Source organism: Ectothiorhodospira shaposhnikovii, from assembly GCF_022227765.1.
In the GTDB taxonomy this organism is placed as follows: domain Bacteria; phylum Pseudomonadota; class Gammaproteobacteria; order Ectothiorhodospirales; family Ectothiorhodospiraceae; genus Ectothiorhodospira.
Map to the genome: position 1 here is coordinate 1 of NZ_JAJMLZ010000006.1, position 24,755 is coordinate 24,755.

At 60.6% G+C, this 24,755-nt stretch carries 26 protein-coding genes and 1 pseudogene; 5 read left to right on the top strand and 22 right to left on the bottom strand.

Going from position 1 to position 24,755, the window contains the following annotated elements; all coding sequences use genetic code 11:
* From LQD11_RS09030 to LQD11_RS09045, 4 genes are all read right to left on the bottom strand, one after another.
* Positions 1 to 197 (bottom strand): hypothetical protein (locus tag LQD11_RS09030; protein ID WP_238617490.1); only part of this gene is annotated, 197 nt, incomplete at its 3' end.
* A complete protein-coding gene (locus LQD11_RS09035) occupies positions 124 to 291 on the bottom strand; it encodes a nucleotidyltransferase domain-containing protein (RefSeq protein WP_238617476.1) in 168 nt (55 codons plus the stop codon). The genes LQD11_RS09035 and LQD11_RS09030, both read right to left, overlap by 74 nt.
* A 254-nt stretch (positions 292 to 545) precedes the next feature.
* Positions 546 to 866 (bottom strand): helix-turn-helix domain-containing protein, encoded by a 321-nt coding sequence (locus LQD11_RS09040; protein ID WP_238617253.1) that lies wholly within the window; start codon positions 864 to 866, stop codon positions 546 to 548.
* Entirely contained in the window at positions 856 to 1,137 is a 282-nt protein-coding gene (locus LQD11_RS09045) for a BrnT family toxin (RefSeq protein ID WP_238617254.1), read from the bottom strand. Before LQD11_RS09045 ends, LQD11_RS09040 begins: the two co-directional genes overlap by 11 nt.
* Positions 1,138 to 1,241: 104 nt before the next feature.
* Between LQD11_RS09045 and LQD11_RS09050 the strand changes: the two genes are divergently transcribed.
* Positions 1,242 to 1,433, top strand: a complete 192-nt coding sequence (locus tag LQD11_RS09050; RefSeq protein WP_238617255.1) for an addiction module antidote protein — start codon at positions 1,242 to 1,244, stop codon at positions 1,431 to 1,433.
* On the opposite strand, the gene LQD11_RS09055 is transcribed toward LQD11_RS09050, so the two are convergent.
* The 5 genes and pseudogenes from LQD11_RS09055 to LQD11_RS09075 form a co-directional block, all read right to left on the bottom strand.
* The gene (locus LQD11_RS09055) at positions 1,420 to 2,529 is read right to left on the bottom strand and encodes an RNA-guided endonuclease InsQ/TnpB family protein (RefSeq protein ID WP_238617256.1); all 1,110 of its coding nucleotides are present in this window, start codon (positions 2,527 to 2,529) and stop codon (positions 1,420 to 1,422) included. The two genes, LQD11_RS09050 and LQD11_RS09055, sit on opposite strands and share 14 nt — an antisense overlap.
* Positions 2,526 to 2,702, bottom strand: a pseudogene (locus tag LQD11_RS09060) (IS200/IS605 family transposase); the annotation flags it as partial. The gene LQD11_RS09055 and the pseudogene LQD11_RS09060, both read right to left, overlap by 4 nt.
* A 237-nt stretch (positions 2,703 to 2,939) precedes the next feature.
* Positions 2,940 to 3,914: an RpnC/YadD family protein gene (locus tag LQD11_RS09065; protein WP_238617257.1), complete on the bottom strand. Its 975-nt coding sequence runs from the start codon at positions 3,912 to 3,914 to the stop codon at positions 2,940 to 2,942.
* A 28-nt stretch (positions 3,915 to 3,942) separates the two neighbouring features.
* Positions 3,943 to 5,061 carry a transposase gene (locus LQD11_RS09070; RefSeq protein WP_238617258.1) on the bottom strand — a complete coding sequence of 373 codons (1,119 nt, stop codon included), beginning with the start codon at positions 5,059 to 5,061 and terminating at the stop codon, positions 3,943 to 3,945.
* A 335-nt stretch (positions 5,062 to 5,396) separates the two neighbouring features.
* Entirely contained in the window at positions 5,397 to 5,810 is a 414-nt protein-coding gene (locus tag LQD11_RS09075; RefSeq protein WP_238617259.1) for a pilin, read from the bottom strand.
* A gap of 234 nt (positions 5,811 to 6,044) precedes the next feature.
* Here LQD11_RS09075 and LQD11_RS09080 point away from each other — a divergent pair, with 234 nt between their 5' ends.
* The 4 genes from LQD11_RS09080 to LQD11_RS09095 all read left to right on the top strand — a co-directional run bounded on the left by LQD11_RS09080 (position 6,045) and on the right by LQD11_RS09095 (position 8,906).
* Complete coding sequence (locus LQD11_RS09080; protein WP_238617260.1) at positions 6,045 to 6,512, top strand: tetratricopeptide repeat protein; 468 nt, start codon at positions 6,045 to 6,047, stop codon at positions 6,510 to 6,512.
* A 123-nt stretch (positions 6,513 to 6,635) separates the two neighbouring features.
* Entirely contained in the window at positions 6,636 to 7,103 is a 468-nt protein-coding gene (pilV, locus tag LQD11_RS09085; protein ID WP_238617261.1) for a type IV pilus modification protein PilV, read from the top strand.
* Positions 7,100 to 7,678: a PilW family protein gene (locus LQD11_RS09090; RefSeq protein WP_238617262.1), complete on the top strand. Its 579-nt coding sequence runs from the start codon at positions 7,100 to 7,102 to the stop codon at positions 7,676 to 7,678. The genes pilV (LQD11_RS09085) and LQD11_RS09090 overlap by 4 nt, the downstream gene beginning before the upstream one ends.
* 31 nt (positions 7,679 to 7,709) lie before the next feature.
* On the top strand, positions 7,710 to 8,906 hold the full coding sequence (locus LQD11_RS09095; protein ID WP_238617263.1) for a pilus assembly PilX N-terminal domain-containing protein: 1,197 nt from the start codon (positions 7,710 to 7,712) through the stop codon (positions 8,904 to 8,906).
* A 96-nt stretch (positions 8,907 to 9,002) separates the two neighbouring features.
* On the opposite strand, the gene LQD11_RS15590 is transcribed toward LQD11_RS09095, so the two are convergent.
* The 13 genes from LQD11_RS15590 to LQD11_RS09165 all read right to left on the bottom strand — a co-directional run bounded on the left by LQD11_RS15590 (position 9,003) and on the right by LQD11_RS09165 (position 24,573).
* Positions 9,003 to 9,401 (bottom strand): type IV pilin protein, encoded by a 399-nt coding sequence (locus LQD11_RS15590; RefSeq protein WP_276315687.1) that lies wholly within the window; start codon positions 9,399 to 9,401, stop codon positions 9,003 to 9,005.
* A 12-nt stretch (positions 9,402 to 9,413) separates the two neighbouring features.
* Entirely contained in the window at positions 9,414 to 9,761 is a 348-nt protein-coding gene (locus tag LQD11_RS09110) for a PilY2 family type 4a fimbrial biogenesis protein (protein WP_238617264.1), read from the bottom strand.
* Positions 9,762 to 9,766: 5 nt separating this feature from the next.
* Positions 9,767 to 13,228, bottom strand: a complete 3,462-nt coding sequence (locus LQD11_RS09115) for a pilus assembly protein (RefSeq protein ID WP_238617265.1) — start codon at positions 13,226 to 13,228, stop codon at positions 9,767 to 9,769.
* A gap of 36 nt (positions 13,229 to 13,264) precedes the next feature.
* Positions 13,265 to 13,774 (bottom strand): pilus assembly PilX family protein, encoded by a 510-nt coding sequence (locus LQD11_RS09120; RefSeq protein WP_238617266.1) that lies wholly within the window; start codon positions 13,772 to 13,774, stop codon positions 13,265 to 13,267.
* Between the two features lie 9 nt (positions 13,775 to 13,783).
* Entirely contained in the window at positions 13,784 to 14,809 is a 1,026-nt protein-coding gene (locus tag LQD11_RS09125; RefSeq protein ID WP_238617267.1) for a PilW family protein, read from the bottom strand.
* Between the two features lie 2 nt (positions 14,810 to 14,811).
* Entirely contained in the window at positions 14,812 to 15,273 is a 462-nt protein-coding gene (pilV, locus tag LQD11_RS09130) for a type IV pilus modification protein PilV (RefSeq protein WP_238617268.1), read from the bottom strand.
* Between the two features lie 20 nt (positions 15,274 to 15,293).
* The gene (locus LQD11_RS09135) at positions 15,294 to 15,929 is read right to left on the bottom strand and encodes a GspH/FimT family pseudopilin (protein ID WP_238617269.1); all 636 of its coding nucleotides are present in this window, start codon (positions 15,927 to 15,929) and stop codon (positions 15,294 to 15,296) included.
* 76 nt (positions 15,930 to 16,005) lie between these two features.
* On the bottom strand, positions 16,006 to 19,542 hold the full coding sequence (locus LQD11_RS09140) for a putative Ig domain-containing protein (protein ID WP_238617270.1): 3,537 nt from the start codon (positions 19,540 to 19,542) through the stop codon (positions 16,006 to 16,008).
* A 64-nt stretch (positions 19,543 to 19,606) separates the two neighbouring features.
* Positions 19,607 to 21,781, bottom strand: coding sequence for a type IV pilus secretin PilQ (locus tag LQD11_RS09145; RefSeq protein WP_238617271.1), 2,175 nt, complete (start codon positions 21,779 to 21,781; stop codon positions 19,607 to 19,609).
* Between the two features lie 18 nt (positions 21,782 to 21,799).
* On the bottom strand, positions 21,800 to 22,351 hold the full coding sequence (locus LQD11_RS09150) for a pilus assembly protein PilP (protein WP_238617272.1): 552 nt from the start codon (positions 22,349 to 22,351) through the stop codon (positions 21,800 to 21,802).
* Positions 22,344 to 22,946: a type IV pilus inner membrane component PilO gene (locus tag LQD11_RS09155; RefSeq protein ID WP_238617273.1), complete on the bottom strand. Its 603-nt coding sequence runs from the start codon at positions 22,944 to 22,946 to the stop codon at positions 22,344 to 22,346. The genes LQD11_RS09150 and LQD11_RS09155 overlap by 8 nt, the downstream gene beginning before the upstream one ends.
* Entirely contained in the window at positions 22,943 to 23,512 is a 570-nt protein-coding gene (locus LQD11_RS09160; RefSeq protein WP_238617274.1) for a PilN domain-containing protein, read from the bottom strand. The genes LQD11_RS09155 and LQD11_RS09160 overlap by 4 nt, the downstream gene beginning before the upstream one ends.
* On the bottom strand, positions 23,512 to 24,573 hold the full coding sequence (locus tag LQD11_RS09165) for a type IV pilus assembly protein PilM (protein ID WP_238617275.1): 1,062 nt from the start codon (positions 24,571 to 24,573) through the stop codon (positions 23,512 to 23,514). The genes LQD11_RS09160 and LQD11_RS09165 overlap by 1 nt, the downstream gene beginning before the upstream one ends.
* Between the last annotated feature and the right edge of the window lie 182 nt (positions 24,574 to 24,755).

Sequence of the window (24,755 nt, forward strand, 5' to 3'; positions counted from 1 at the left end):
CTCTGTTTGGCAATCCCTATGCAGGCCTCCGTCAATAGTTGCAGGTTGCGCTCTGCCGCACGATATATCAGGGGCGACAGGCCCTGCGGCGCCTGACTCAATGCGTGAAGCTGCTCAAGCTCTTCAGTCAGAGTGGCCAGATGCTCCCGCATGGCGCTCACGTACTCGATTTCCACCGTCAGGTGTTCGGAAGGCAACCGCCAAGTCGTAGTCGCTCGTCTCGGTAGCGGTATTTTTCGCACGAGAGCCATAAAGCCATAGCACGGCTATTTCCCTGTCGGCCGATGCCATTTCCGTCAAGCGTTCCAGTGTTGTTCTCACTTGGATTCTCGTGGCCGGGTTCTGCGGCAGTGCTGTACGAGAGCAAAAGGCAGGTGTCCTTTCGCGATTGGTTTGAGAGCGTCACTCCCGCGAAAGCGGGAGTCCGGGGGATTCGGCAGTCTTTCCCTGGATTCCCGCCTGCGCGGGAATGACGGCGGGAGGGTACCTTCGTTGTGAAGCGCCGTGGGCAAAAAGTGGGTGTCTTTAAAGTCCTCGAACGGCAGTTAGTGTAGCGCAGCCAGCGCGGCTTCCGGGGCCTTGTCCAGCACCTTGAGCAGCGATCTGGCCGCGCCCGTGGGACACCGCTTGCCCTGCTCCCAGTTGCGGATGCTCTCCAGGGGGACATCAATCCGTCTGGAGAATTCGGCTTGGCTTAATCCCAGACGTTTGCGAACACGGCGCACGAAGCGGGCCGTATCCTGCATGCTTGCCTCCTCATCAGCCGCCGCTTGCCTGGCAATATCGGCCTCGGTCGTGGCGTCCACCCGCGCCGGGTCAATGCGCCCGGAAACCAGCGATTCCGGACTCGCGGGATCAATCGTCATTCTGACTGTTTTCATACTGCCTGACCTCACGTTGGTTGGCTTTGCGAGCTGAGATGATACGGATGGCGTTGTTTCTTGGCGTGTAGACCACCACGAATACCCGCTGTTCGATCTTGCCCATCAGTTGATAACGATCTTCGCCATAGCTATGGCGAAGATCTTCATGAATCACGCGGTCTGGGTCGAAGAAGGCTCTGGCGGCGTAGCCGAAGTCGAAGCCTCGCTCGGCAAAACATGCATCGCTCTTGGATTGATTCCATTCGAAATTCATGCATCAAGTGTAGTTCAATGGCCTAGTCTCGGCAAACCAGGCAACGATATACTAGATCACGGTGCAAAATGGTGGGTGTCCTTTAAATTCGAGTGGGAGGCCACATGAGAGAAAAGATTTACGACTACGATCCGGCGGCAGCCCTTGAAAGTGAAGAGGCGATTGCCGTATTCCTTGCAGATGTGTTGGAAACAGGCGATGCCGCCTACATTGCGAAAGCCGTGGGCGTGGTAGCCCGCGCCAAAGGCATGACGGAACTTTCCCTTGACACCCTCCCCACGGCTAAAGCCGGGTGATTCCTCCTGCGAGACGCTTGTGCCCAAGCGCGAGAATGTTCCTTGCGGCATTGATGTCGCGGTCATGGCGCGTACCGCACGCCTGACAGGTCCATTCTCTGATTCCAAGTCCTGTCCTACCTTTCGGACTGCTGTCGCCGATATGACCACAGCACGAACAGGCTTGGGTGGTATACGCCTCGTCGATTTCTTCAAACCAAACTCCCCGCGCTATCGCCTTGTATTGGAGTTGGGTCTTGAGCATTCCCCAGCCGGCATCCAGCACGGACTTTGCCATGCGGGTTTTAGCCAGACTGACACTGCTCACGTCACCGACGAAGATGGCACCATGCCGTTCCACCAGCATGGTGCTGAATTTATGGATGGCGTCCTTGCGCCGGTGTTTGATTTTTGCGTGGATGGCCTTGATCCGTTTTTTCTTTCCGGCCCGTTGCGCAATGCCCAGTTTTTCTTCCAAAGTTCGATAGGGCTGCGAGGCCGATAAGCGCTCGCCATCCGAGCAGGTGGCCACGTCCTTGAGTCCAAGATCAATGCCTACCGCACTGGAACCTTCTGATTTTTCCTGAGCAGCAACCTCTACCTGCACATGAAAGTACCAACGGCCTCGGGCATCCTGGGAAAAACTCCCCGCACGGAATTTAAAGTTTTCAAGCCCGTAGCTGTCCCATACCCCAAAACTTTCCCCGGCAAAACGCACCTTGCCGCCTTCAAACCGCGCGGCGCGGGACTTGAACGGAATCCAGCCCAGACTGCGACGAGGGCCACCGGATACCCGCCAGCGCAGTTTGCTCTTGTTGAACTGTTTTCGAGACTTGCCATGGACCGCGATCACTTCCTGGATCGTGGCCGAACCAATCAGCCATCCACGAGCCTTGTTGATTCCGGCCAATGCTTTCTGGATGTCAAAGGGATGCAACCAGACCCCCTGAATCCAGCCCACCTCGGGCACGGGAACATGCCAAGCCTCATAGGCCATTTCATTGGCCAGATTCCAAACCTGATTGACCTCGAACCCCATGCGATCAAGCACCTTGGCGTGCCGGTCTTTCACCCGCACGCTCAGGGTCTTGATGATGGTTTTGGCGGCATCAGTCAACTCAAGGTCTCCAGATAGCGTGCCCACTTCTCGCGCTCTTTCGGGCGCTCGGATGTTTGCTGGCTTTCGATGTATTGCTTCACCACCGTCAGGGGCGCACCGCCCACCGTGGTCACAAAATAGCTATTGCTCCATAGCGTCGGCAACTTGCGCCGAAGATGCGGGAAGGCCTCAGGATAACACAAGCAATCACCGCCTTCGGCGAGCGCTATCCCTCCCCACGGCTAAAGCCGGGGGCTTCTCGCGCATCATGGTGAGCAAGGCAACCCAACACTCAAAACGTTGCTGACCGTAATGCGAGCGCTTGGTGTTGATCTGACGGCACGGCCTCATGGGACAACTACATAGCCGTGTATGTCTACAACACCGCCCGCCGGGCCGCGCCCATCCCGCGCAGGAATGACGCAGGATCAGTGTTTACCGAGTAAGGTGTCCAGGCTGTCGGCCGACAGAATCTGCAGGACCCACTCGTCCAGCTGGGTATCCGTGGCTGAGGCCAAGCGTTTATCAGCCCATGCGGGCAGATCGCCAAACTTCAGGGTAATCAACTTGCGTAAAGTGCCTTCGACTCCTTCGTGACGGCCCCGTTCCAGGCCCCGCTCAAGGCCCTGCTTGATTCCCTGCTCAATCGCCAAGCGCTCAATGGTGTTCACGTAAGGCATGTGTCTCTCCTCCTGAATGGCATGGACCGCCTGAACAAATTCGGGTTCCAGTTCTCTTGGCAGCTGGATCATCCAGTCGATGATGTGGAACAGCCGCATGATTTCCCGTCGGTGGTATCCTCGTTCATAGAGCAACCGGATCAAGGCCACCTTCGTGTCCTTGCGCGAGGCACCCTGCTTGAGTCGCTTGGCCTTGATCTGTGCCATCACCACCAGGGCAAAGACATTCTCGCTCGCCTCCAGCCCCGGCCATCGTTCCTCCCAGTCGATCAGCTTGGCGGTGGGGAAGGTGAAACTCAGCTCGCAACCCCAGCGGGCATACCGATAGCACATCGGCCGAAAGCTTGAGCGGGTATCCGCCAGCACCGCCAGGCTCACCACGTCGATGCCGTAGCGGTCCCGCAGACGATACTGATAAGTGTACATCCGCTCGGCAAAGGCGTCTTCCGGCTCACCCTGAACCTCAACATGGATCAGCACCCAGGTCTCCGCCCCGTCACGGGCCTGGACCTTGATCAACTTGTCCGCATGGCGCCGGCCACTCTCGGCATCCGCCGTGATCTGCTGCAGCTCCTTGTCCATGGGGGTATATCCCCGCGACCAGTCCACCTCATCGTGGATCGCCGGGAACAGCAACTGCGTGAATTCCTGGAAGTAGTATTCCAGAGCCTCCTTCCACGGGCTGTCATGATCCGTGGGCCGGGCGGTGTCTTGATCGGTCATGGCCCCACTCCTGTTGGAAGCGAATAGCCTACATCACCGCCCGCCGCTCAAACACCCGCCGGGCCGCGCCCATCCCGCGCAGGAATTTTGCCTGACGGCAGGCCGCATGTTCCACCAGCTTCGCCGGCTTGCCCACGGCGTGGCCGAATGCCTGCAACAGGCTCGTGCCGTGGGCAATGAAGGCCTCCGCGTCCATGCCCAGACGATCCAGCAACTTCGGTGTCTGCGCCGGCATGAATCCCCGCTTGGCGGGATGCACGCACCGACCCAGCACCTCCACCAGCGCCAGATAATCCGCCCAGGCAAAGGGCACCGCCCAGGGCTCCCGGCCGGTGGCATCAAAGGGCATCAGCGGGGCGACGGCAAGGGGCGCCAACCTGTGCTCGCAACGCAGTGCATCACGCCAGTGCGGGATGTCGGTCCCGGCCTCCCCGGACACCCGTGCCTCGTCCCCCTGGACCGAGTGCTTGGCCAATGCCGCCCGCATCCGTGCCTCGGCCTTGTCCGGGCACAGGCGGGCCTCAAGACTGGTGTGCTCGCTGGTTTCCGGCGTGTCGGCGATTCCGGCCCGGATGGGGTTGAGATCCACATAAGCCATGGCACTGAGAATGGCCTGCTCATCCAGCAAGGCCTGGCTCTTGAAACGACCTTCCCAAAACCGCCCCCGAACCCCGTCCTCGGCATTGGCCTTGCGGGCGATGGTCTCGTTGAGCACCCGCATGAACCAGGACAGATCCACCAGACGGGAACGATAGATACCCACCCACTCCCGAACCTGGGCCAGTTCGGCATCGTGGAGGGTGTCCCGGGCCTGTGGGTCCAGATACCGCTGCACCACCGGCGGCCCGGAGAACACGCTGGTCCAGCGGCGCAATACCGCCTCATCCGACCAGCCCTGAGCGCGGCCCTGATCGATCCGGAGCACGATGTGATAGTGGTTGCTCATCACCGCATAGGCCGCCACGTCGATGGCGAAGACGGCGGCCAGTTGCCGAATTCTGGCCTCGATCCAGCCGCGCCGGTGTTCGAAGTTCTGGCCGGTGTGGTGGTCCTGCCCACAGAGGAAAGCGCGGCGGACACAGCGCGACACCACGTGATACCAGGGCGTGTCGGTGACGGATACCAGTTCTGAGCGGGGTCGGGTCATGGGGTGAGGGTCTCAGGGAGGGTGGGGGAGGTCGGCAGAAAGTGGGTGTCCTTTAGATAGGTGTCGAGGAGGTCGGCGAAAAGTGGGTGTCCTTTAGATTTTGCTTTAGATTGTTGGGGCCTATCCGTATCATGACCGAGCAGAACGTATTTTTCGAGGTCCCCATAACTCGTTAGATTTCGATGTTGGATTTTTTAAGATAGGAGAGTCCGGGCAAAAAAGACCCCGACGCAAGGTCGGGGTCTGGAGGGGGCTGCGATAAATCCGCGTCGGAAAGTGGGTGTCCTTTGTGGATTTTGCAGACGTTTGGTTGTCGGGTTAATAAAGTTTATATATTAGGGGGCGGCAACGTTGCGGCAGCTAGCCGGTACGAACTTATGGTCAGTCGCGATCGATGTGCACTCCCACTCAACGCCGCCACCAACCATGGTTGCTGTGTAGGTAACAGCTACGTCACCTTGAGAGGTATCCACCGTTGCCACGATTGCCGGATTGTCTTCATCCTCAGTGCAGGCAATAGTTGTATTTCCAATCGTACCAGCCTCAACTCCGGTGCAATTTAAAGCATTTCCGACGATAAGGTTTTCAGAGACGGTGGATCTTGCGGCTGCTGCCATGCCAATACCTTCAGTTACCTGCGCGCGAACCGTATAGTTCTGATACGCCGGCAAAGCAATCGCCGCCAAAATACCAATAATCGCCACCACGATCATCAGTTCAATCAAAGTAAAACCCTTCTGATTCTGCATCACAGCTCTCCGTTCATTTGGATGACATGACCAGCAGAGCAAGCATGATGCCAACTCCAGATTGGGGATGAACGGTACCAATCCCCTCTTGCCCGGTATTCCGGCCCCCGCCCCTCGCGACCCTTGGCACAACCCTGTAATGCCGACTAAAATTGTCGGCATTATTTTTCAATGCCATACCCTTCCAGCGGGATTCCTCCACCCGCTAAACTCCATTCAATGGAGGACCCGCGCATGCCATCAATCACCCTGGAATCGGCCATCCAGCTGACCGGTCTAAGCAGAAGGACCCTCTGGCGGCGTATCGCCACCGGCACGGTAAGACGCCTGGGCAGGACAGGAGGGCGAGGGCCGGGACATGCCAGGATCGAGCTGGAACTGATCCGCGGGGATATCCCCCTGCCGGATCTGGAAGACGAGGATCTTCAGGTCATCCAGCAGGCGGACGCCGGTGACCCCGCCGCCCGCCACGACGTGGCCCTGATGCTGATGGAGGCCGGCTGCCAAGCGCTGGCCATCCACTGGCTGACAGCCGCCGCGAACCAGCAATACCCGGACGCCATGCACTGGCTGGGTCGCTGTCACATCACGGGGGAGGGGGTGCCCAGGGACGAGGCGTTGGGGCTCTCCTGGATCCGGCGCGCCGCCGAGCGTGGTCATCTGATCTCGTGTCGGCAGATGGAAGCCTTGGGGCTGAAATGACCGGTACTTCGTCTGGCCCGCCTCATCTTCCCAACGCTGCCATTCGTCGAACTCCTGATCATTTCAAGGCAAAACTAGGGTCAAATACCTCGTAAAGCACGATTCATCAGCGAGGTTTACATCATGAAGCCCCTCCGTAGCAGTCGGCCCGGCGGCCATGGCCGTCAGGCTGGCTTCTCCCTGATCGAGGCCTTGGTGGCGCTTCTTTTGCTCAGTGTCGGTTTACTGGGCCTCGCCGGTTTGCAATTGCTGGGCATGCAGAGTTCCCACTCAGCCTATCAAAGGACCGTGGCTACCGTGATCGCCATGGATGCCGGTGAACGACTGTGGATCAGACTGGGACAGGACGGGACGCTGGATGCCAATGCGTTGTCCGATGTGGAGAAGGAATGGCAGGATTTCTGGACCAACAAGAATTCAGTTGACGGGCGTGTTTCGCTGCCGGGTTTGTCGGACAGTCAGATCAGTGAAGCATCAGGGGGTAGGGTATATACCATTCTGGTCCGCTGGTCCGAGGAGCGATTGAATGAGCCCGGTGGTATCTCCAGTTTTGAATACGTGGTTCGGTTGCCTCAGGAGATTACCCCATGAGTCGCGCTCCCACGATGGGTTTTCCCGCGCATCGGTCACACGGGCTGTCACTCGTGGAATTGATGGTCGCCTTGTTGATTGGGCTGATCCTACTGGTCGGGGTGGTGAACGTTTTCCTGGGAAATCAGGTGTCCTATCGGGAATCCCAGCGTCTCTCCCAGTTGCAGGAATCCATAGGGTACGCCGTGGATTTTATTGCCAGGGATGTGCGCGGGGCTTCGGGCGTGGTCTGGGACGAGAATGCCGGCGTGCTTGCGGTTACCCGTAGTCGAGATACTCAGTGGTGCAATGTCGGTGCCGGTGATCAGGCGCTGGTGTATTTCGTCCAGGGTAATGCCCTGTTCTGTGGCGCTTCCACTGCAAACGCCGTGGCCCTGGTGCCCGCGGTGGAGGATGCTTCCCTGGACGTGACTCTATTGCCGGCAGATCCCTTGGATGCCTCTTCTCCCATCATCGGTCTTTGGGTGGAAATGACTTTTCTGAGTCGGGCCACCCAAGGGGAGGCACCGCTGGAGCATCGCCTTGGTTTCCACGTTGCCCTGCGTAATGAGATCCTGAGACTCATATATAACTGAATACACTCACTGGCCACAGAGGTAAGTTGCCATGTCCAATGATTACCCAAGACAGCGGGGGGTTGCGCTGGTTGTCAGCCTGGTCCTGCTGGCGGTTGCTACTCTGGTTGGGGTGGCGACCCTGAACGGTAGTTTTCTACAGGAGCGGTTGGCCGGTAACGAACGGCAGGCCGCCAATGCCTTCATGGCCGCCGAAAGCGGTGTGAGCGAGGTGCTTGCGGTGTTACTGGACCCTGGTTACACCCAATGGAATGGGGCGGCGATCATGGATGCCGTCGGTGATGGGGTGCATGCGGTTCCCGGTAATGGTGGCGCCGCCTGGTCGCTGGAATCGGTGACGGTGACGAACACGGTCACTCTGGAAGTCCTGGGTATCGTGGCCGACACGGGGGCTCGTCGTATCCTGCAAGTGGAACTTGGTCTGCCGGGGGTGGGTGGACCCAACCCCGAATCAGCCTACACATGTTATGGCGCGGACTGCCGTACCCGAACCGGCTCCAACAGCAATAATGCCATTTACTATGATGGTCGAGACTGGCGCACCCCTACTTCCAGTAACTGCACCGGAGCGGGCTGTAACGGCACTCTGAACAGTGAGCGGGATGGTGATGTTGCGGGGATTTACTTGGTGGGTAACAACGATCCCAACGCCATCAGCACGGGCAACCAGAATGGGGACAATCGCGCGGACCAGATTCAGGGTAACCCACCGAGAAAGCAGACTGATGCCGCAACTACTGACAGTGGCGTGGGCGTCGATCAATGGAATGCCTATGCGGATGCCCTGATCGGCCGCCCAAGCACGGAGACCGTGACCGTGGGCGGCAACACGGTGGACATATCCAGCTTCCTGGGTGGACGTGATGCCCCCAAGGTTCACCATATCACCGGTTCCGGGAGTATCCGTCTGGGAGGCAACGAGCATGGTGCCGGCGTGCTCATCATCTCGGGTGATATCGAAATCTTCCCCGCCAACGGCACCATTACTTTCGAGGGGCTGATCATCCTGCGTGACGGAGCTCGACTGTCATCCGGTTCAGGCACCGCCAATATCTTCGGTTCCGTGATTTCCCTGACCGGCAACGAAAACGCGGTGGATGCGGACCTGGGGGGAAACTTTACCCTTAAGTACAGTTCCGAGGCTTTGGAGAATCTTCGCCAGCACGGACTCTGGGGGGGCAGTGGCGGTCCGATTCAGGTGTTGTCCTGGCAGGAAAAAGTCAGCTGATCTTGTAAGCTTTGAAGGCGTCAGGCGGGTCCTGACGCCTTTTCAGGCTATGCCGACATATACCGCGTCGGTGCAGTGAGTCCGTGATCAATCACATTACCAGCAGTCGGCCCCTAGAGAACCTGTCGCCCCCCGCTCGCCCGTATGGGTAAGCGTGAACTTGGTACATTTGCCGTCCTTGGTCTGTGGGCTGCCAGTGGCCGGCGTGGCCTCCAGGGTGAAGGTGCTTGGGGTTTGCGTGGTGGCGCTGATGCTGTAATGACCGTCCTGCGATGTTTCCGGCACGGGGCAGCCAACATAAGTGTTTTGCCGGGTGTAACACCGTTCCAGTTGCTGTGCGGCGATCAATAGCGAGGTGGTGGCGTCGGTGCGGCGCGACTTGTTGACGTATTCGGTATAAGACGGGTAGGCAATCGAGGCAATGATACCGATGATCACCACCACGATCATGACTTCTATGAGGGTGAACCCCTTCTGTAACGACACATGTTGCATCTGCGGCATTCCTTATTCAGGCAAGTAATCCAATATCTGAATATGGGTGACACTGACGGCGTCACCCGACCCCGTGGTGAGATAGCTGATGTACGTCCCCGGCCGGAGTTGCTCAAAGTGCGATCGACCGTCATCCAGGGCGGTGATCTTCAGATTGCTGCTCAGCCTGTAGACGGTTTCATCGATGATGATGCTGCCTCGGGCGATATCCACGGCGTTTATGTTCCCCACGATGCTGACCGGGTCTGCCAGGGTGGTGACCGGCAAGGCACCAAGCGCCGCGAGCAGCATGACCCGCAGGCCCTTGCCGATCCATGGCCCGCCGACGAGGCGGGCGTTGGTGGTGTTGTGCCAATCCATATCCGTTACCTCAGTTGTTGCCAGGACTGACGTCCGTGCATCCGGGGGTCTTCGACCGTGATCCGTCTACCCTGACCGTCAAAGACATAGCCGGACACACTGATGGGGCGCTCTCCCGTGCCGAATTCAAGGCCGGTGGGGGGCGCGTTATTCCAGTGGTCGTCCGCGTCAAACTCGCCGTCTTCGTTCAAGTCAAAGATCACACGGTCCGGCCGTGATCCCGAAAACAGGTTCAGTTCCATCAGGAACCCCCTGCGGCCGGTGCCGCAGGGGTCTTCATCCGGGATCATGGTAGTGAAGCGCACCCGTTGCTCGTTGAAGCCGCGTGGCAGCGTCGGACCACTGATCACCCGTTCCCCCGTGATCCAGCTTAGGTCGATGTACCAGCCCCGGTGGTTGGATTGGAGATCGTAGTCGGAGATCCGGCGAAGTGTGTAGCTCCTGCCCCCCGTGGTGTGGGAGCCCTGCGCGACGATTTCCTGCTTGAGGAGCTGGTTACGGCCGCTGATCAGGCTGTTGGTATCCACCAGGCCGTAGATCGTTTGTACCTGATTGCCGGGGCTGCCGCCGTCTTCCACCCGGAAATAGCTGCCGGTGCCGAAGGCCACCATGATGTTGTCGCCGTCTTCGTCAAGGGCCAGCACGGGGGCCGAGGTGATGGGCTGAGGATTGCCGCCAGGGTCCTGGGCCGTGAACAGCTTGGTGGCGGACCACTGACCGGCGTTGTTGTGGCTGAGGTTGAATCGCCACAGGTTACCCTGCAAATCACCGGCATAGGCTCTGGTAGCCTTCAGGCTGCGGTCCGGCCAGTCGGTCCAGCGTGGCGCCCCCAGCCCGTTGGGCGAGCCGCCGCTACCCGTGCCGGTGCTGATCTTGCGGATCAGCTGGCCGTCGCTGAGGCGAACGACAAAAAGCATCGCCTGGTGACTGTTGCTGTTGTAGCCGTTGCCGAAGATGGCGGCCCATTCACCGTTGCTACCGACGCGGGCGATGGTGGGCTGCCCCACGTTGTAACCCAGGTCATTGTCGGTGAATTCCCATAGCACCTTGGCGGGGCCGAAGCTTGACGGGTCGGTGACATCAAGCGCGAAGATGCTGCGCCCGCCAGCCCCCATGGTGCCCAGTAATATGGTCTTCCATTGGCCACCGATCTGGGCCTCGTCGACATAGGCGGTTCCATCCACGTAGAAGCGGTGACTGTATTCCGGGTCCATGAGGCGGGCCAGGGGTGAAAACGAGGTGTTCGGTTCGGGTTTCAGCAACTCGCCGGGGATAAAGGCAAACAACTCCTCTCCGGTATCGGCATCGAAGGCATGCAACATGCCGTCGTTGGCACCGGCATAGATCACCCGCGCCCGTTGTCTGAATGCGGGCGCTCCCAGCAGACGGCTGAAGCCATTGTAGTGTTGTCCGATGAACTGGGGATCCGAGTTGATGATGTCTCCCAGCAATCGGGCCGGTCCGGACTCGGAGCGGCTACGGAAGCTCTGGTGGGCCGCTTCATCGCCGCGCAGCCAGGCTATCCGTTCGGCGGCAAGGTTGTCCTGAGTGCCGTTAGGGGTGTGGTTGAGGGCATTGATCTGGGCGGATGTCAGGGCGCCGGGCTGGAAAGAGATGCCCTGTCCGGTGCCATTGGTGGTGACGATGTTTCGAGCCGCATGCCCTTTGGCACGCAGCTTCTGTTCGGCGTCCCAGCAGGCCGGGCAGTTGCCGTCCAGGTTGCCGCCTTCGCCGATCTGTTTGGACGTCAGGCTGCCGGACCAGTCACCGGACCGAAAGCCGGTGGTGTAGAGCAGGGTATCTTCCTGCAGGACTGCCGAGCTGGCCGCGGCGGAGGTGGCGGAACTTTCCACCCGTCCGATAAATTCCTCCAGCACCGCGGCCAGTTCGTCCGCAAAGGTTTTGGGGTCCGAGGCACTGAAAAAACCGCCTCGGCCATTGATGGCCGCGTGGAGCATGTCATCGATCTTGGCGGAGTCGGCGTCACTGGGGTGGGGGTTGGGCCAGGGCGTGGACAGGGCCGAGTAGGGCGGCGTGGCCGCCTGGAAGGCTGCGTCCTTGTCGATGCTGCCTGATACCCCCAGTCCCACGGTATAGGTGACCATGTGTTGCCAGAAGGCCGGGTTGCGTTCACTGACGGGGACCCGATTGGGAAGGTCGGGGCGAAGGTCGTTTTTCCAGAACTTCATGGCCACATCGGCCAGGGTGTTGCTGTGGCTGTCGGAAAAGGGCGCCGAGACGGTATAGCCGCCGGTGACACCGCCGGGGCCGGTCAGAGTGGTATTGCCGCTGCCATCCTGATTGCCCACGCCCGGGTCGGGGCCGTTCCAGTAACCGTCGGACATGAGAAAGGCGGAGCTATGGCGGCAGCTCAAGTCCTGGCCACCGCTCTGGCCCGGGGTACTGCTCCAGGGGCCGCGATCATCGGTGCGCTCATAGTATTCGCCCACGCCTCTGAGGGCCATGCGCAGGGGGGTGCCGGCCGCGGGGACCGGCCGGGTGTAGAGCTCATTGAAAAAGGCTTCCCGGTTGCTGCCGGAAAAGGGGCGTACGCCGCTCACCACGGTGCGTGTGCTGATCCCATCGATGTTGCTGTAGCCCTTGTTGATCGCCCCGTAGCCTACCCGCAGGTTTTCCGGCTGGATGGCAAAGGCGGCGCCGATGCCGCCGCGGGCGGCGAAGATGCGGCTTCGATGGTAACTGTACCAGTTGGCAAAGTTCTGGATTTCTTCGGCATACGTGCAGGTGGCGCCGGCGGCATTGGCGCAGTCGGTGCGGTGCTGCCGCCCATGACCGGTGTAACTTTCCGTGGTGGAACGGATTTCCACCCGGGTGTAGCTATCGGCGCTCATCACCGGGCCGCTGTTGTAGTGGTAGTAGAGTGCCGGGTAAAAGGTCTGGCTCGTATTCGTGTGACCACCGCTGCTGTTGAGCCAGTTGGTGGTCTGGGTATTGTCCACCGTCAGGTTGCGCGTCCCGAATTCCGGAAACAGGGGGCGGTTAGGGGCTGCCTTCGGATCGGCGTTGGGCATGGTGGTGCCATTTGCGTTGAACCAGGGCTTATAGGTGATGGCCGGGTTGTAGTAGACGGTGTTGTTGTGGGATGAGCGGAAATAGGCGGTGTTGTTGCTGTGACTGAAACGGACCGTCCTTTGGTTGCTGTACTGCGAACTGCCACCGTGCAGGTTCTGCACCCGGGGGAAGGTCCACATGACGTATTGGCTGTTCAGATCGTTACCAAATGTCTTGGTCAGTTCATCCGGCATGGTTTCCCATTGCATCGATCCCGAGTCGTCGATGATGAAGACCACGTTGGGGTCGACGCTGGCGGTCAGAAACAGGGGAGCGTTGGCGATGTTGACCTGGGCGGCGGCGGGGAGCGCCGTGAACAGTGCCATGCCAAATCCCAGGAGTCCGGCGGACAGTGGGCGGGCCTGGGGCCGCCGTTGGAGGGGACTGGATGTCATCATTGGCAACTCCTGATTACGTGCGTCCGGGGGTCACTAAGGTCTGCAGGGCCAGAGGCAGTAGCTCTGCACGATGGCGATGGCCGAATCCGTTCCGCCCATGCCACGGGACAAGACGGGATAATAGCTCAGGACACTGCCGGCCCCGGCGGCGCCCTCGCCGGCGATATCGACCGTGTATCCGCGCACCAGCCTCGGGGTGGACACCAGGTATCTAGGGTTTTGCACAAGCTGGGGGTCATTCATCGCGTAGATACCGGAATGCGTGACGCCATCCCAGTTCCTGGGATTGTTCGGTGTCGCCGTGCCTTCGGCGATCAGCATGTTGGCACCCTCGTCCAGCCAGCGTTCACCGGCCCGCAAGGCGGCCTCGCTGGCCTGAAAGGCCAGGCTGCGGTCCCTCAAATTGCCGGCCATGCGTTCCTGGAGTGTCGTCTGCTGGAGTGCGGAGACGCCCACCATGGTCATGAGCAGCAGAAAGACCAGAGCGATGATGAGGGCCGAGCCTTGTTGGCAGGGCGCGGTCTTCAGGGGATGGCCGGTCATGGGGCGACCTCAGCGCAGTCGGTTGCGAATGGCGATGGTGGTGGTGGCCACCTGTCTGACTCGTCGGTCCTCGGCGGTGAAGGCCGCACCATTAAAATAGACGGTTTGAGCCGCGTCGAGGGTATTGTCGGCCGAGGATGCCAGCAGGAGGCTGATGCGTATGCTCAGGACGTTGGGCCAATCATCCGTGGCGGTGACCTGGTCCGCGGTCCGGTAAAGGTTGATCACGCCGTTTCGGTTGGTGTCCACACCGTATTGAATCTGCATGTTTTCGACCCCGGTGACCAATTCTTCCACTTGCCCGGGGAATGTCCGTCGCCAGAGTGCATTCAGGGCCGGGACGACATCGCTTTGGCTGATGAAAAACGTGGTCTGAAGGAAGGACATGACATCGGCGCCTTCTTCGTAGACCTTGGACAGGAAGTTGGTGGTATTGCTTGACGAGGCGTGGGCGATGGTGATGGGCGAGGTGTTCTGGGAGACGTTGGTGGCCCTGAAAATATCCATGGATTCGCAGTCCGAGATGATCAGGATGTCTCCGGCCTTCCATTGCCCCACGTTGCTTTCAAGCTTGGCGTTGGCATTGGCTACCTTTTCCTCGATGAGACGACCCACGGGGGGGCGGCCACCGGTCATGATCAGCAGGTCCGTCCCCTCGGTCACGGCACGGCCGCCGATGGTGGTGCCGGCGGGAACGTTGTCGAGCCCGTCCAGCACCTGATCGACGTCAAAGACCACGGAGCCGGCCGGGCTGGCGATGATGTTGACATTGAGGTTTTCGTTGGCTCTTACGCAGCCGACGAAGCCGGCCATGCGTACGGCGTGGCTGATCTCGTCGGTGGCAAAACGGGCGTTTTCCTGAATCACGGACAGCTGTTGCTGGAGGCGGTAGGTCTGCTGGGTGCCCAGGAATAGCTGGATGATTCCGGCGGTGATGATGAGGGCGATGACCATGGCCACCATCAGTTCGACCAGGGAAAGCCCGGTTTCACGGCGTGCGCAAGGAGGCAGGCTGGCGATGTCGGGTCTGTCCATGGCTAAAACAGCCTCGTGCTGAACTCGAACTGCTGAAGGAAGTCGGCGTTCTGGTCTTCCCGTTCATTCCATCGGATGCGGACGGTGACCGTGTCTCCGGCCCGGGTGATGGCGCCGTCCCCGCGGGGAAGGAGGCAGGCCAGCAGGTTTCGCCATTCTTCCAGGTCGTCGGAGGCCGGATCGGCACCGGAAGGGGTGAAGTCCGTATCGCAGTTCGGGTTGCCGGAAAAACCGGATTCGTAGGCGCCGGTCAGGTTGGCGCGCATGCGGTCGGTAATGTCGTAGGCCAGGAAGGTTGCCTGGGAGCGAAGCTGGGCATCGTGGTTGAAACGCATGGCGGTGGCTTGCAGACCGGCAAGTCCCAGCAAGCCGATGGCGAGGACCAGAACCGCGACCATGGCTTCGATCAGGGTGTAGCCTTGTTGCGGTGGGGGAGGGAAACACGTGGTGCGACGGCATTCCATTTGCGACTCCCCTTCGATGATCAACAAGGTCCAGAGGTAACGCTGGAGCGTCCCGTATTGTGAATTTCCAGGGTCCGGCGCATGCCGGCCTTTCCGGATGGGCATCCCTGGGGTTTGATTTCCAGGCTGATCACCCCGGCCGGTTCTGTCTTGGCGCCACGGCCATCAAAGCGGATGGCTGCCTGGTTGTTGGGGGTGACCGTCATGTTTTTCATTGCCGGGAACTGCCGCAATATGTCCGTACCGGTGCAGTTTGCTCCCAAATGCACGCACCAGCCAGTGGCAAAATTATTGCCGGTGGCGGTCACGGAAACCTGGCCCCCACGCTTGATGGCTTCGCTGCGCGCCAGGGCGAAGGCGGACACCAGTTCATTGGTCTGCGTGGTGACCCGGTTGCTCTGGATCATCTGGGTGAAACCAGGCACTGCCACCGTTGCCAGGATGGCGGCCACGGCCAGGGTGACCATCAACTCGACAAGTGTGAATCCGTTGGCTCTGTTCATGGCATAGAGTCTAGACGGGTATCGGGCCGCAGTCGCTGCCGGGTCGATGAACGGAATCTTTGGGGGAATAATCGGGACTGCGGTTTTGGGCAATGCTTTGATTGTAAAGGGAAGCGACGCATTCTTTTGGAAGGATGAACAGCCAGGATGCATGAAAAGGGCCCCTGTTTCAGGGGCCCGATCTTTGGTTTACCTGGTCTGGCGAAAGGAGTGAGGGCTACTCCTTAATTCAAACATCATCCGCGCAGGTGGCGGACTGACCAAACGGGCTTGGGTTCCCCGGCGGGCCGGGTGAAAGTGGATCCGCATCTTCAGCCAGGATGGGCAGCCTGAATTTGACGATTTCGATGGATTCCGTGCCGGTAACAACGGCCCTGGCTCGCATCTCCACATCCACCCAACGGGCAAATTGCTGGAAGTAGACCACGTCAAAGTCTGCAAACCCCGTGGCATCGGTTCTCAGGTTCAACTGGGAAAACGTAACGACATTGCCCGGATCAAGTCTGCTGTTGTTGTTGAAATCCTCACCCGGATCGAGGATGCCGTTGCGGTTTTGGTCTTCATTTTCACACCCGGGAATTGTGGTGATGACTTGATTCCAGGGCAATGCCGGGGCCGGCTTTTCCCAATAGCCTTTGTAGTACCGTACCGGCCAGATCTCTATGGTCACATCGGCGTTGGCGACAGGGGCGCCTGAAACGTCGGTGATGAGTACCCCATAGGGCTTGGCGTATCTGACACTGTCGGGTTTTGCGATCACATTACCCGTGCCAAGGGTGATGAACAGGGATTTCTGGGCCGTGGTCAGTCTCACGATCTGTTCAACGGATGGGGTGTCATCCACCCAGGCCCTGATTTCAATCCCGTCCGTGGTGCTGGAGGTGGTGCCGGCCGTATAGGTGGTGGAGGCACGACCAAAGGCATCGGTCACGGCGGCGGCCGGGGAGATGCTGCCGCCGGTGATGTCCGTCAGATTGAATCTGACCAGCTTGTTTTTCACCAAGTTGCCGTCGGGGTCTCTGATGACAGCGATGATCTCACTCTGTTCGGTATCCTGACCCTCCAGATTGGTTGAGAGTACCGCCGGTTCGGCCTGCAGCGTCATGGTGTCTGCCTGGGTGGCCACGAAAAGCAGCTCCCTGCGCGCTTCGGGTCCACCCACGGTCGTGGCCGTGATGATCGACGGGCCTGAACTGGTGGATCTGATCTCAATGGTGGCTTCACCATTGCCGTTGGTGGTGACTTCCGCCGGACTCACCAGGAAGGTACCTCGCGTGGCGGTGAATCTGACCACCTGCCCCGCCACGGGAGTGGGGGGGCTGCCCGTTTCCCAGCGAACGGTCAGTGCCTGATTGGTGCCGATGGGGATTTCTGCATTGGCATCCGGACTCAGGAAGGTGAGGGTGTCGGTGGAAACATCCAGCGTGAACTGCGAGGTGGCACCTTCACCCGTGACGGTAATGCTGTCATTGCCGCCCTGATCCGCAACGATCTGGACGGTGGCCTGACCATTAGTGCCGGTAACCGGGTTGGGGGTCAGAACCGTGTTCCCTGTGCTGGATGCCACGGTCAGTGCGGCATTGGGAATGGCTCTCCCGGCCGAATCTCTCAGGGCCAGGGTCAGGTTGACGGTTTCACCCACGATGACGGATGACGTCGGTCCTGTGATGGTGATGGTTGTACCCGTAACCCGAATCTGCGTGCTGGAGGTCACGGAGCCCACACTGGCGGTGGCCGTGACGGTCCGGTTGGATTTGTCCTGAAGCGTGCGCAATTGAGCCTGTGCCGTACCGGATTCATCGGTGATGCCCCGGATGACCTGGACTGCGGTATCGCTATCCGCCGAGAAGGTGACCCGCACGTCTTCCATGAGTACGTTGTTGGCGTCGCGGACGAAGGCCGTCAGGGTGACCGGTTGATCTCCCGCCGAGGCCAGCTGGGGTGTGTTGCTGAGCAGGACGATGCTGCTGACGACCGGATCTGAGGGATCACCGCCGCCTATGGAGGGGCGGATGCGTACCGTCCAGTTACCACCCTCAACAATACGCAGGAGGTACCAGCCCGGGTCCAGGGTCAGGTATTCCCAGGCAAAACCGTCACCCGTTTCATCATATAAGGTATCTATGAGTACGCCATTGGCGTCCAGCAGTTCCACGGTAAACCTGCCGCCGCCGATATGACGCAGGTCGAATTCGTTCTCACCGCTCAGCTGGAAAGGAATGATGGCCGGTCCGGTACCATTGAACTCACCCTCTGCGTTGCTGATGAAAATGGTGTAGGCCTTGAAGGCAAGGCCGCCCTCTGCATCGCTGAGCCGGACAATGAAGTTGAATGTTCCTGAAGTGGTTGGGGTGCCGCTGATAGTGCCATTAGCAGAGTCGAGATTCAGGCCCAGCGGTAATCCACCTTCCTGTATGGACCATGTGTAGGGTCGCACACCTTCGCTGCCTTCCAGAGCCGCAGCGTAGAATTCACCTTCCCGACCTGTTGGTAAGTCCTCTGGATCGGTGTCAAAAACCGGTGCTTCCGGTGTGCTGACCGTGATCAGCATTGGCAGATAGGCCACGCCGTTGCTCTGATCTTGAATGCGGACAATGAAGTGGTAAATACCCGGACTGGTGGGTATGCCACTGATGGTTCCATTGGTGGAATTCAGAGTCAATCCTGTGGGTAAGGATCCTGATTCGAGGGTCCAGCTATAAGGGGCCAGCCCACCTGTTACATTGATTTGGCCTGCGTACTGCTTGTCGACGACACCGCTGGGTAGTTCAGAAGTGGTGATTTGCGGGGCGTCTGCTGTGTTGACCAGGATAGAAAGTACCTGGAATGCGGTTGCATTGTTTCCTTGACCTGTGGCACTTACGACAAAGTTGAAGGTGCCCGTGGTGGCGGGTGTTCCATTGATGACACCCTCGCTGCTCAGGGTAAGTCCGTCAGGCAGTGCACCAGCATGAACAGACCATGCATAGGGGGCTTGTCCCCCGCTGGCTTGGAGCAGGGCAGAGTAATTGATACCCAAGACACCGTTTGGCAGAGCAGCTGTACTGATAGCTGGAGAATCAGGGCTGTTGACTAGAATGGTCAGGGTGCGATAAGCGATGATCTGGTTGTTGTCCGTAACACTGACGATGAAATTATAGACGCCAGTGGTGTTGGGGGCGCCTGTGATATTTCCATTTTCCGTATTCAGGGCAAGACCCGGCGGCAATACCGTATCGTCTTCAAGTGCCCAACGATAAGGGGATTGTCCGCCTGTCGCTTCCAAACGACCGGCATAATTAATACCCAATGTGCCGTTTGGCAAGCTTGTGGTGCTGATCGCGGGGGCTTGGGTATCTGAGGAATTGACCACTATGGTGACTTCCTGGAGCTCGCTGGCGCCACGCCCATCGGTCACCTTGATGATGAGATTGAAAATGCCGGTGCTGGTTGGCGACCCCGTCAATGCACCATTGCTTCCAACAGTATTGAGGGATATGCCATCAGGCAGGCTAGTACCTTCAGCAATCGACCAAGTGTAACCGGGTCTTCCCCCTGTCGCTCTGAGTACGGCAGCATAACTTTGGTTGACAACACCTTCAGGCAGCGCCGTGGTAGTAATTTGCAGTGGTTCAACAGGCACTGACGGATCGGTTGGATCCGTGGGATCAACAATGGTGCTGTCATCATCCCTGGTAAATCCCCCATTATCACCACCGCCACAGCCCGCGATGAACAGTGGGATCAGTAGCAGCAGACATATAAGATATTTTCGTCCGATGGTCATCGGCATGGCTCCAATGCACTTGATTCGGGTGTTTCTTTGTTCTTGCGTGGTAACGGAGTGACGCTTAACGATTCAACGTCGACTCCTCCACCACCTTCGGCGTCACGAATACCAGCAGTTCCGCCTTGTTCTCGCTTCGGCTGCGCTGCCTGAAGAGCTGGCCGATGATCGGCAGATCACCCAGGAAGGGGGTCTTGCGCAGTTGGTCCAGGCTGGTGATCTCGTAGATGCCGCCGAGCACCACGGTTTCGCCGTTGCGGACGAAGACCTGGGTGTTCACTTCGCGGGTCTCGATGGAGGGGGTGCCCCGGACTTCCCGGGTGCCGGCATTGTCCTTGTTCACCCGGATGTTGAGGATGATGTTGCCGTTGGGGGTGATCTGGGGGGTCACCTCGGTGGACAGCACCGCGTCGATGAACTGGATGGCGGTGGCGCCGGAGGAGGTGGCTTCCTCATAGGGGATGCGCTCACCCTGCTTGATCACGGCGGTCTGGCCGTTGGCGGTGATGACCCGGGGGGTGGAGACGATCTCGCCCCGGCCTTCCACCTGCAGGGCCGTCAGCTCCAGATCCAGCAGCACGTCCGGACGCAGGATGGACAGGCCGATGCTGCCGGCGGGGGAGGTGACGGGCATGTTCACGTTCAGCCGGTCGTTCAGGCTGGGGACGCCCACCGGGAAGGGGGAGCCGGTGCTGTTGAGGTTATTGACGGCATCCCGGATGATGCCGTCCGTGGCGGCCAGCCCGCCGCCGGTGCTGTAGAGGGTGTTGCCGTCCTGCCGCACGCCGGTGACGCCAAAGCGCATGCCCAGGTCGCGGGCGAAGTCGTCGGTGGCCACCACGATGCGGGTTTCGATCAGCACCTGCTGTACCGGGATGTCCAGGGTGCTGATCAGGCGACGGATTTCCTGCAGCTTGTCGGCGGTGTCCTGTACCAGCAGGGTGTTGGTGCGGGAGTCCACGGTGATGCTGCCCCGTTCCGACAGGAACCGGGTCTGCTCGCCGCTGATGATGCCGGCCACGTCGGCGGCCCGGGCGTAGTTCACCTGGATGAATTCGGCCCGTACCGGGGCCAGTTCGGCCGCCTGACGCTGGGATTCCAGTTCCAGCCGTTCGCGGGCGGCGATTTCTTCCGTGGGGGCCACGAAGAGGACATTGCCGTTCTGGCGCAGGGCCAGCCCCTTGGTCTTGAGGATGATGTCCAGGGCCTGGTCCCAGGGTACGTTGCGCAGGCGCAGGGTGATGTTGCCGGTCACGGTGTCGCTGACCACCACGTTGAGGTCGGTGAAGTCGGCGATGAGCTGCAGCACGGACCGCACTTCGATGTCCTGGAAGTTCAGGGACAGGCGCTCGCCGGTATAGACGAAGCGTTCCCGCTCCAGGGCTTCGCGCTCTTCCCGGGTGAGGGGCTTGACCTCCAGGGTGTAGCTGCCTTCGGCCTGATAGGAGAGGACATCGTACTCGCCGGTGGTGGCCACGCTGATGCGCACCCGTTCGGATTCCAGCACGGCGTCGATGGTCTGCACCGGGGTGGCGAAGTCGGTCACGTCCAGGCGCCGTTCCAGTTGTTCCGGCAGGTGGGTGCGATGGAAGGAGAGTTCAATGCGACCGTCCTGTTCGCGTACGTCCACCGGGGTGCGGGGGTCGGTGAGGGCGATGATGACCCGGCCTTCACCCTCCGGACCGCGGCGAAAATCCACATTGGAGATGCCGCGGGCCTGCTGGGCCGGTGATGGGGCTTCCCGGGGCCGTCCGGGCAGGCCGGAGACCGTCGGCGGGGCGGTTGCCGTGACCGGGGCGCTGCCGGGAGCCAGGGTGAGCACCAGGTCGTTGCCGTCGAGACGGGTGTCGTAGCTCATCATGCGCACCAGGTTGAATACCACCCGGGTGCGGCCGGAGGCCTCCACGCTGTTGACGGACTGGGTCAGGCCCATGTTGATGGTCTGGCTGCGCTGGGGCAGGGCGTTGCGGGTGTCCTGAAAGTCCAGGGCGATGCGGGCCGGGTTGTCGATGGTGAAGCTCATGGGTTCCGGCGGCGGCGCCGAGAAACGCATGATGACCTGGAGCCGATCGCCGGGCAGGGTGTTGTAGATGATCTGCTCCAGGGCGCGGGTCTGGGCGGCGGCGCCTTGCCAGCACAGGGCCAGCAGGCACAGGACCAGCAGGGCGAAGGCGTGCCGGTGGGTCCGGGGGGCGGGTGCCGTCCGGGGCAGGGTGCGTCGCAAGGTTGCCGGTGTCATGCGTCTGTTCCTCGTTGCCTATTCTGTGAGCGCAATGGAGCCGCTGCGCTCCATATAGCCGCCGAATCCGTCCGGCACGATTTCTGTGATGTCGATGCCGCTGGGGCTGATCTGCTGGATGCGGCCGTGGTTCTGGCCCAGGTAGTTGCCTTCGGTCACCCGCTGGATGGTGCGTTCCGGGGTGCGGATCAGCGCCCACTGCATGCCGCCCTGTTCCAGGGTGCCGACCATGCGCAGGGTGTCCAGGGGGAAGCGTTCCAGGTATTCGGGGGTGCGATCCACGTCGATGGTGACGCCGCTGGGGGTGCGGGTTGCGGCTTCGGCCACGCGGGTGATGATGACGGCACTGTCGAAGGGGTCGCGTTCGTGGCCCGGGTAGGTGAAGACCTCATGGGGCACGATCTCGGGGATGGGTTCGATGCGGCCGCCGGGGCGCTGCTTGGTCTGCTCCACATAGCGCTGCAGGTCCGACAGGTCGCTGCCGCAGCCGGTCAGGCCCGGGATGGTGACGGCCAGGAGGCCGGCCACGAGCAGGCCGGCGAGGCCTTGAGGGTGTCTGGGATCAGCCATCGGAGCCTTCCAGGTAGCGATAGGTCTTGGCGGTGGCCTCGATGGTCAGCCGGTTGGAGCCCTGTTCGGGCCGCAGGTTGATGTCGTGCAGGGTGACGATGCGAGGCAGGGCGGCGACGCCGCTGGTGAAGGTGGCCACCTGTTCGTAGTTGCCCTTCATGCGCAGGCGGATGGGCTTTTCCGCATAGAATCCGCGGCGGATCTCGTTTTCCGGGCGGAACAGGTCGATCTCCAGGCCGGAGGCGAGGCCGGTCTGGGAGACGTCCACCAGCAGGTTGGGGATTTCGGTCTGGCTGGGCAGCTGGCGCAGCATGGTGCCGAAGCTGCGGCGCATTTCTTCCAGTTGGTCCTTGTAGGCGTCCAGGTTGGCGGCGCGGCGCTGTTTGGTCTCGAACTGCTGGCGCAGCTGGGTTTCCCGGGCCTCGGCCTGGCGCAGGCGCTCGATCTGGCCCTTGGTGTCGAACCAGTAGCCGGCCCCGATCAGGGCGGCGGCCATGATCACGAGTACCAGGAGGCGCGCCGGCAGGGGGGCCGAGCCGATGGTCTTGAGGTCGATGTTGTTGAGATCGTTGAGATTGAAGCTGCCCTTTTTCATCGGGAGGCCTCCGTATTCTCGGCGCCCGGGGTGGCCTGGCGGACGGTGAGGCGGAAGTCGCTCAGGCGCACGCCCCGTTCCTCACGGGTTTCGATCACCAGCAGGACCGGATCGGTGAACCAGGGGGAGTCTTCCAGGTTGCGCATGTAGGCGGAGACCCGGGCATTGGATTCGGCACGGCCGGTGATTTCCAGATTGTTGCCGCGCTGGGTGACGGCGGTGAGGTAGGTGCCGCCGGGCAGGGTGTTGACCAGTTCGTCGAACAGCCGGACCACCACCGGCCGGCTGGTCTGGAGTTCCTGGATGATGGTCATGCGGTCCACCAGGGCGCGGCGGGTGGCTTCCAGGTCCTGGATCTCGGCGATCTGCCGGTCCAGGATGCGGATCTCGTTCTGCAGGAAGTTGTTGCGCTGTTGCTGCTGCTGGATGAGGTTGTTGACCTGGACATGGGCCAGGAAGATCGTCACCAGGCAGGCCAGGGCCACCAGCACGGCGATGACGGTGAATTCCTTTTGCTGTTCCTTGCGCCGTTGTTCCCGCCAGGGGAGCAGGTTGATGCGGGACATCAGTCGAAACTCCTCATCGCAAGGCCGCAGGCGATCATCAGTGACGGGGCGTCACCGCCCAGGCGCTGCGGGTTGACGCGGGGGTGAAGGCTCATCTGGCTGAAGGGGTTGCCCACCCGGGCGAGGGTGGCCAGCCGGGATTCGATCTGTTCGTCCACGCCGGGGATGACGGCGCAGCCGCCGGCCAGGATGATCTGGTCCACGTGGGCATGGCTGCTGGCGGCGTAGAAGAACTGCAGGAACCGGGCAACCTGCTGGGCCATGGTGTCCTTGAAGGGTTCCAGTACCTCGGGGACATAGCTGTCGGGCAGGCCGCCGTCCTTCTTGCTGCGGCCGGCTTCTTCGTAGGACATGCCGAAACGGCGCATGATTTCCTCGGTGAGTTGCTTGCCGCCGAAACTCTGTTCCCGGGTGTAGATGATCTTCTGCTTGTGCAGGATGGTGATGGCCGTCATGGTGGCGCCCACGTCGATCACGGCGGCCAGGCCGTCCGGGTCCAGTTCCGGGGCCTGGGCGGCCAGCAGGGGGTAGGCGTGCTCGATGGCGTAGGCCTCCACATCCACCACCTTGGGGGTCAGGCCCGCCAGTTCGGCGGCGGCCACCCGCATCTCCACGTTTTCGCTGCGGGAGGCGGAGAGCAGCACCTCCACCAGATCGGGATTCTTGGGCGCGGGGCCGATGATCTCGAAGTCCAGGTTGACTTCTTCCAGGGCGAAGGGGATGTACTGGTCGGCCTCGACCTGGATCTGTCCTTCCAGCTCGTCTTCCTTGAGGTTGGCGGGCATGGTGATGACCTTGGTGATCACCGCCGAGGAGGGGACGGCCAGGGCGCAGTGCTTGTTGGCGCTGCCCAGGCGCCGGTAGGCGGTCTTGATCGCCTGGCCGACGGCATCCACGTCCTGGATGACCTTTTCCATGACCGCGCTGCCGGGCAAGGGCTCCACGCTGTAGCCTTCCACCCGGTAACTGGCGCCTGAACGGGAGAGTTCCACCATCTTCACGGAGGTGGAGCTGATGTCGATTCCGATCAGCGTGGGGCGTTTGCGGGCGAATCCTATCACGGTGACCCCTTCAATTCATTGCGGCACTTGGGCGGACTGGCTTATAGTTTTTTCACGATACTAGACCCAAGTTTTCGGAATTACTACCTTAACGCCCGCCGTTCATCCCCGGGGTGTGCGGTATTTCCGAAGAGTGGTTGCCTTCTCCCGATATCGGGCCGTTTTGTCGAGCCTGCAGGCAT

Coding starts and splice junctions, on each gene's coding strand:
- LQD11_RS09065 (WP_238617257.1), bottom strand. CDS start 3,914: ATGACCGATCAAGACACCGCCCGGCCCACGGATCATGACAGCCCGTGG.
- LQD11_RS09120 (WP_238617266.1), bottom strand. CDS start 13,774: ATGACCGGCCATCCCCTGAAGACCGCGCCCTGCCAACAAGGCTCGGCC.
- LQD11_RS15590 (WP_276315687.1), bottom strand. CDS start 9,401: ATGCAACATGTGTCGTTACAGAAGGGGTTCACCCTCATAGAAGTCATG.
- LQD11_RS09075 (WP_238617259.1), bottom strand. CDS start 5,810: ATGCAGAATCAGAAGGGTTTTACTTTGATTGAACTGATGATCGTGGTG.
- LQD11_RS09110 (WP_238617264.1), bottom strand. CDS start 9,761: ATGGATTGGCACAACACCACCAACGCCCGCCTCGTCGGCGGGCCATGG.
- LQD11_RS09035 (WP_238617476.1), bottom strand. CDS start 291: ATGGCATCGGCCGACAGGGAAATAGCCGTGCTATGGCTTTATGGCTCT.
- LQD11_RS09070 (WP_238617258.1), bottom strand. CDS start 5,061: ATGACCCGACCCCGCTCAGAACTGGTATCCGTCACCGACACGCCCTGG.
- pilV (WP_238617268.1), bottom strand. CDS start 15,273: ATGGAATGCCGTCGCACCACGTGTTTCCCTCCCCCACCGCAACAAGGC.
- LQD11_RS09150 (WP_238617272.1), bottom strand. CDS start 22,351: ATGGCTGATCCCAGACACCCTCAAGGCCTCGCCGGCCTGCTCGTGGCC.
- LQD11_RS09040 (WP_238617253.1), bottom strand. CDS start 866: ATGACGATTGATCCCGCGAGTCCGGAATCGCTGGTTTCCGGGCGCATT.
- LQD11_RS09115 (WP_238617265.1), bottom strand. CDS start 13,228: ATGACATCCAGTCCCCTCCAACGGCGGCCCCAGGCCCGCCCACTGTCC.
- LQD11_RS09140 (WP_238617270.1), bottom strand. CDS start 19,542: ATGACCATCGGACGAAAATATCTTATATGTCTGCTGCTACTGATCCCA.
- LQD11_RS09155 (WP_238617273.1), bottom strand. CDS start 22,946: ATGAAAAAGGGCAGCTTCAATCTCAACGATCTCAACAACATCGACCTC.
- pilV (WP_238617261.1), top strand. CDS start 6,636: ATGAAGCCCCTCCGTAGCAGTCGGCCCGGCGGCCATGGCCGTCAGGCT.
- LQD11_RS09160 (WP_238617274.1), bottom strand. CDS start 23,512: ATGTCCCGCATCAACCTGCTCCCCTGGCGGGAACAACGGCGCAAGGAA.
- LQD11_RS09125 (WP_238617267.1), bottom strand. CDS start 14,809: ATGGACAGACCCGACATCGCCAGCCTGCCTCCTTGCGCACGCCGTGAA.
- LQD11_RS09080 (WP_238617260.1), top strand. CDS start 6,045: ATGCCATCAATCACCCTGGAATCGGCCATCCAGCTGACCGGTCTAAGC.
- LQD11_RS09045 (WP_238617254.1), bottom strand. CDS start 1,137: ATGAATTTCGAATGGAATCAATCCAAGAGCGATGCATGTTTTGCCGAG.
- LQD11_RS09135 (WP_238617269.1), bottom strand. CDS start 15,929: ATGCATCCTGGCTGTTCATCCTTCCAAAAGAATGCGTCGCTTCCCTTT.
- LQD11_RS09095 (WP_238617263.1), top strand. CDS start 7,710: ATGTCCAATGATTACCCAAGACAGCGGGGGGTTGCGCTGGTTGTCAGC.
- LQD11_RS09090 (WP_238617262.1), top strand. CDS start 7,100: ATGAGTCGCGCTCCCACGATGGGTTTTCCCGCGCATCGGTCACACGGG.
- LQD11_RS09050 (WP_238617255.1), top strand. CDS start 1,242: ATGAGAGAAAAGATTTACGACTACGATCCGGCGGCAGCCCTTGAAAGT.
- LQD11_RS09145 (WP_238617271.1), bottom strand. CDS start 21,781: ATGACACCGGCAACCTTGCGACGCACCCTGCCCCGGACGGCACCCGCC.